4 protein-coding genes are annotated in these 6,046 nt (G+C 74.0%); 1 reads left to right on the plus strand and 3 read right to left on the minus strand.

Annotated elements, in window-relative coordinates; all coding sequences use genetic code 11:
* Window positions 1-95 precede the first annotated feature (95 nt).
* Window positions 96-1,499: an MFS transporter gene (locus MW084_RS02505; RefSeq protein ID WP_050986718.1), complete on the minus strand. Its 1,404-nt coding sequence runs from the start codon at window positions 1,497-1,499 to the stop codon at window positions 96-98.
* Window positions 1,500-2,097: 598 nt separating this feature from the next.
* Complete coding sequence (locus MW084_RS02510) at window positions 2,098-2,850, minus strand: aspartyl/asparaginyl beta-hydroxylase domain-containing protein (protein ID WP_010468657.1); 753 nt, start codon at window positions 2,848-2,850, stop codon at window positions 2,098-2,100.
* Between the two features lie 550 nt (window positions 2,851-3,400).
* On the opposite strand from MW084_RS02510, the gene MW084_RS02515 reads away from it, so the two are divergent.
* Entirely contained in the window at window positions 3,401-3,922 is a 522-nt protein-coding gene (locus tag MW084_RS02515) for a DUF6584 family protein (protein ID WP_010468655.1), read from the plus strand.
* Window positions 3,923-4,190: 268 nt separating this feature from the next.
* On the opposite strand, the gene MW084_RS02520 is transcribed toward MW084_RS02515, so the two are convergent.
* A complete protein-coding gene (locus tag MW084_RS02520; protein WP_010468654.1) occupies window positions 4,191-5,864 on the minus strand; it encodes an SWIM zinc finger family protein in 1,674 nt (557 codons plus the stop codon).
* Window positions 5,865-6,046: the final 182 nt, after the last annotated feature.

A 6,046-nucleotide genomic window follows, 5' to 3' on the forward strand; every position in this document is an offset into this window, starting at 1 on the left:
CACAAGGGCTCCTAGGACTCCCTGTACGGGGGGCGGAATATCGGGACGGTGGGGCGGAACGGTCTCGGGGCGGCGGAGATGGGCCGGTGGCGTCGTCAGTGGTCCGCGCGCCCCCACGGGGCCAGCAGGGCGAGGACGCCGAGGACGAGCCCGGCCGTGACCAGGTGGAGGGCGGCACGGACCGCGTCGAGCAGATCGGCGGCGGCCGGTCCCCGGCTCCCGGTGCCGGCGACGGCCACCAGGACGGCCAAGCCCACGGCGCCGCCCACCTGCAGCGTGGTCGAGGCCATGCCCGACGCGATGCCCTGGTCCCGGGCGGGGACGCCGGCCGCGGCCGCGATCCACATGGCGGTCCAGGTGGCGCCCTGTCCCAGGCTCAGCAGCACGAGCCCCGGCAGGAGGCGCGCGTAGGGGCCTTCGGTGCCTAACGCGAGGGCGAGGAGCAGGGTGCCGCCGGCACCGAGGGCCATGCCGCCCAGGAGCGTGGCGCGCAGGCCGAACGCGGCCACGGCCTTCTCGCCCGCCTTCGCCCCGGCGGCCACGACGACGGCCGGTACGAGGAAGGCGGCCCCGGTGGCCATCGCGCTGTAGCCGCGCACCGTCTGGAAGTAGAGGGTCAGGAAGTACGGAAGCGAGCTGAACGTGGCGCTGAACAGCGCGGTCAGCGCCATGGCGCCGAGCAGGCCGCGGTGGCGGAACAGGTGCCCCGGCGTCAGCGGGGCGCGGGTACGGGTCTCGACGAGGGCGAAGAGGGACAGCGAGACCGCCGACAGGGCCGCGCACACCAGGACGCCGGGGCTGCTCCAGCCGGCCTCCGGCGCGTGGACGAGGACCAGGACGAGCAGGGTGATGCCCGCGGTGGCGGTCAGGGCGCCCGGGAGGTCGAAGTCCCTCTGCCGGGGCAGGGGTCCGTCCGCCGGAAAGAGGAACGTTCCTGCAAGGGCTATGGCACCGGCCAGCGGAACGTTGACGAGGAACACCGCCGGCCAGCCGAAGGAGTCGACGAGCACCCCGCCCAGCAGCGAGCCGAAGCACAGCCCGCCGGCTCCGGCGGCGCCCCACGCGGCCAGCGCCCGGTTCCGGTCGGGCCCCTCCTCGTAGAGCGTGTTGATCAGTGACAGGGCGGCGGGGAACAGCAGGGCGCCGCCGATGCCCTGGACGGCGCGCACCGCGACCAGGACGCCCGCCGAGTCCGACAGCCCGCCCACCCACGAGGAGACCGCGTACAGCAGGGTGGCGGTGACGAAGACCCTGCGCCGCCCCAGCAGGTCGGTGGCCCGCCCGCCGAGGAGCAGGAACCCGCCGGTCGCCACCACGTAGGCGCTGACCACCCACTGCAGGTCCTGTCCGGAGAAGCCGAGCGCGTCGCCGATGCCGGGGAGGGCGACGTACACGATGCTGTAGTCGAGCGAGATGACCAGTTGGGCGGCGGCCAGGACCAGGAGCGGCAACCCGAGGCGCCGGCGTGCCGGGGTGGACGGCGATTTCACTGCGGACATCGCGGAACTGTTCCCCCTGCTGATCCGTCCCCCGAATGGGGACGGCGGCGTACCACGCGATCGTGGCCCACTCCCCGCGCCGCGGCAAGCGCCCTCTCCTCGATTCCGGACTGGCTCGCGGACCGATTGCGGGAATCACCCACCGGTTCGCCGGAGGCCGGATGTCCGGGGCGGCCGTCCGAAAGATCTTCGGAACATTCCAGGTGGGCTCGGCTTTTTGCGTCCGGGCAGGGGCGGCGGGGCCGTACGCCGACGAGAGGAATGCGTTTCTCCTTCAACGAAACGACCGGACCCATCCGCCACTTCCGGCCTTTCCGGTCGAATCGCGGGACGCCGTTGATGGTCGATTTCATCGCCTCCTCGATCCTGTCGGCCTCGCGGCCGATATCACCCGGGTCGGCCCGGAGCGCGGAATTCCGAGAACCCGGAGGAATCCCCGCACACCAGGAGTCGGACGGGAAGCGCAGCCGGTTCCCGGCCACGGCGGCGCTTTTCGCCGCGCCCTGATGACCGGCTGTTCGCCGGGACTGCGGGGGCGATGGGGCGGCGNNGCGCGGNGAGGCGGTGGGGAGGGCCGCCGTCCTGGCCCTCGGCGTCGTCAGCCCTCGCCCATCAGCCTGCGGATCTCGGTGACGAGGGCGACGAGCGCCTTCCGCTCGGGGACGGTGGTCTCCGGGTGCCACAGGTCGACGAGCAGGCACGTGCGCGGGCGGGTCCCCCGGTTCCACGCCTCGTGCTCGAAGGAGTAGTCGAAGAGCAGGCACCTGCCCTCCTCCCACGACCGCGTCTCGCCGGCGACCGTGATGCCGCACCCCTCGGGTATGTCGACGGCCAGGTGCAGGTTGATGCTGAAGTTCCACAGGTCGCAGTGGGGGGCGATCACCGCGCCGGGGAGCAGGGTCGAGAAGTGGCACTCCAGCAGGGGGCAGAGCTTCCCGGTGTCGACCGCCTCCTCCCTGAGCACCCGGAAGGCGGTCGGCACCGTGTCGGCCGACCCGCTCACCAACCCGCCCTCGCGGAAGAGGTAGAGGGCCTGCCAGTCGGACTGGCGCACGAGGTAGTGCTCGTAGTCCGAGAAAGCGTTCCGCCGGGCCGCCCAGGCGGCCTCCAGTTCCTTCTTGATCGAAGCGTGGTTCTCCTCGAAGGCGCGCACCACCGGCACCAGTTCGGGATGACCGTACGGATCGTGCCACGGCTGCCGGGAAATCCCCGGCAGGATCCACTTGGCGCCCTGCTGGAGGGGATGGCGCCGCTGCTTTCCCGCCCGCACCATCTCCTCCACGCGCGCGAGGGAATCCGGCCCGTACTCGTCCTTGATCGCGGCGAAGGCGTGCTCTGTTTCCGGGGTCACGGGATCTCCAGGATTGCGGACTTCGCCATCCGTACGTACGTGCGGATGTCACCCGGGCCCTACCCCGGCCGTCCGGACGGAAATCACCCGGCGACGCGGAACGGGAGCACACCCGGCGAACGGGGCGACCTGCCGCACCGGTCGTGCTCCCGGTGCTTCCGGATTCCACCGGAATCCGGGAACCGGAAGACGCCGCCCACCGACTTCCGATCGCGCGCTTTCATGAGGCGGGGGTGCCGGCGGACGCGCGGTGGAAAGCGCGTCACGTGCGGGGCGTACGCCGCAGGAAGCGCGTGCCCACCTCGCGGGCGGCACGGTTCGCGGGCGGCGGGCTTCGCGGGCGGTGGGAGAGGAGGGGGTACGGGCCACAAGCCGTCCACGTAGCCGTACCCGTGCCCGCACCCGTACCCGTCCCTCTCCGTCCCCGCCCCCGGCCGGACCGCCGACCGCCGTCAGGGCGCCGGCCGCCATCGGACCCGGTACGGCGCCCGTACCAGGCCCAGGGGAAAAGGAGTCGAGGCGCTGCCCGGCTCTGGCCGATCATGCGTGCATGCCACTGACAGCCACCCTCGCCCGAGTCGACGCGGACCTGGCGGCCGGTCGCGTGCCGATGGCACGTCAGCGCCTGCGCGGACTGGTCTCCTCCTTCCCCGAGGACCTGGCGCTCCGCCGCCGCCTGGCCGAGGTGTACCGGCTGTACGGCGAGCCCGCGGAGGCCGGTCGCTGGATGTACCTGGAGGAGGACCGCGACGCGGAGGAGACGGCCGCCTTCGAGGCGAGGTACCGGACGCCCCGGGAGCGCATGCGGGCCCTCGCCTGGCACGGCCCCGAGTCGCTCGCCGGATCCGCGTTCACCGCGGGGCAACTGGCGGCGGTGCGGACCGCCTGTTCGAAGGCTCTGGGACGCCCGGTGGACTGGGAGGACCCGGCGGGCTGGGAAGACCCGGAACCTCCCTTTCCGCGAGGCGAGGAGGGGAGGCTCGCCGGTTTCCTGGCGGGGGCCGGATGTCTGCTGACGGCCCTCGTCGTGCTGGGGATCTGGGTGAACGGGCTGGTCGCCCTCTTCGGCTGACGGTCGTGGAGGGCCCGCCGCGGGCCCGCACCCCGGCACCCGGCACCCGGCACCCGGGCACCCGGGCACCCGGTGGGACACCGGCGCGAGGACGGCGGGCAGTTCCACGGCGCCCCTCAGGGATGCGGTCGTCGGCGCGAAGACCGGGCCGGGGCCGCGGCCGCGGCCGTACGGGACGGCCGCGGGCCACCCTACGGGCGGGCGGGGAACGGCCCCCACGGGTGGGGCGGGCCGGGGAACGACCCNNACGGGTGGCCCGGGGCGCGGGTCACAGGCCGTGGTCGTCCATGAGGCGCATCAGGTTCCGCTTGCGCCCGTGGGCGGCACGCAGGCCGGTGACGTACGCGGTGAACTCGTCCGGGGTGCCCAGGCGCTGGTGGCAGTCGCGGATGCTCAGCAGGAGACTGACGAGTCGCTCGTAGACCGCGTTGCCGGTCTGCCGGGTGAGGGGGTCGGCCAGGCGGAGGTAGACGGGGAGCGCGTCGGCGGGGCGGGTGGCGCGGGACCGGTCGGCGAGGGCGAGCCACTGCCGGTCGGAGGCGCCGGTCTCGTCGGCGGCCCGCCAGGCGGCGTCGGGGTCCTTGTCGTCGAGCAGGGCGTCGACCAGGACGGAGTCGCCGCCCCGGCCTGCGGGCCGCTGCTTCGCGTCGGCGTGCAGCAGGGCCAGTGCCCTCTCGCGTTCGGCCGGCCAGCGGTCGGCGGCCCGCGCGGCGGCGCGCAGACGGCGGTAGGCGAGCAGGGTGCGGCGGGCGGCGAAGTGGTCGCGGCGCAGGGCGGCGGCGTCGGCGAGCCGGCCCGCCCGCGTGTGGCGGTCGCAGAGGTGGTCGACGAGGGCGGTGTCGACGGCCGCGAGGTCGCCGGTGTCCCGGATGCCGCGCTCGGCCCATTCCAGGGCCTCGCCGGGGCGGCCGGCCGCTTCCAGTTCCCGGGCGATGACCAGGTGGGTGTGGCCGTCCGGCGTGAGGTCGGCGGCGTGCACGGCGATCAGCGTGTCGATGTCGCGGCCCGCTTTGGCGAGGCGCTCCATCAGGTGCTTCTCCGCCCAGCCGGTGCGGTTGGCCCGCCATGCCCCGACCACGTGTTCCCGCAGGATCTCCATCCCCTGTTCGCCGAGCACGTCCTCGTAGTCGAGCGGGTCGATGTCGACGAGGTCGGCCGTGTCGTCGAGCGCCCGGTCGACCAGCCACCGGGCGAGTTCCGCCGGGTCGGGACGTGCCGCGCGGCAGGCGTCGTGGTGGGCGTCGGCGAGGTCGGCGGCGATCTCACCGAGCCATCCGTCGGAGTCGTCGACGTTCTCCGCCGCCGCGGCCAGCAGTTCGATCGCCTCCCGCGCCAGGGCGACGGCGTCGGCGGCCCGGCCCGAGCCGGCCAGTTCCCTGATCGCGGAGGCCGCCTGCCCGGCCTGGTCGGCGTAGGCGCGGGCGTCGGCGTAGGCGACGTAGCCGTGGTGGGCGAACGGGCCGATGTCGAGGAGCCCCCGGACGTGGGACCGGACCTCCGCCAGGTCCCCCCGCGCGGTCGCGGACCGCAGTTCCAGGCGGCGGCGCAGCCCCCGGTCCTCGGCCATCTCGTCCCGTACGAGGGCGAGCAGTTCCTCCCGGGACAGGCTGGACAGCCAGGCGTCGAGGTCCCGGGCCCGGTTCCGGGCGGCTTTCCGCTGCCGGGGCAGGCTCTCCTGCCGGGCGAGTACGGTCAGGCCGAGGGCCACCAGGTGCTTGCAGAAGTTGCCCTCCAGCCCGTACGGGCAGTCGCACGCGCCGGTCAGGCGCCCGGAGCGGCCCGGGGCCAGTTCCACCTCGTACCGCTCGGTGCCGTGGACGGTCGCGGTGATGCGGGTGTCGTCGACCTCCACCCCGGACACGGCGTCGAGGTATTCGAGACCGCGCTCGAAGGAACGGGCGCCCGCGAGTGCTTTGAGGTTCGCTTCGGTGAGGCCGTCCACTGCTCTTCCCGCCCTGGTGCCGGTGCCGTTCGTGACGGCCGCCAGCCTACGGTTTCCGGCCGGGCGGGGCAGGCGGTTCCGCTTCCCCGGAGACCGGCCCGGCCGGTGACCGGCGGGGTCGGCCGGTCCGGTTCGAGGGGCCGGTGGGANGGGGATTCACTGTTCCGGCGACTCGAACGAAA

Origin of the sequence: Streptomyces sudanensis (assembly GCF_023614315.1) — a bacterium.
In the GTDB taxonomy this organism is placed as follows: Bacteria; Actinomycetota; Actinomycetes; order Streptomycetales; family Streptomycetaceae; genus Streptomyces; species Streptomyces sudanensis.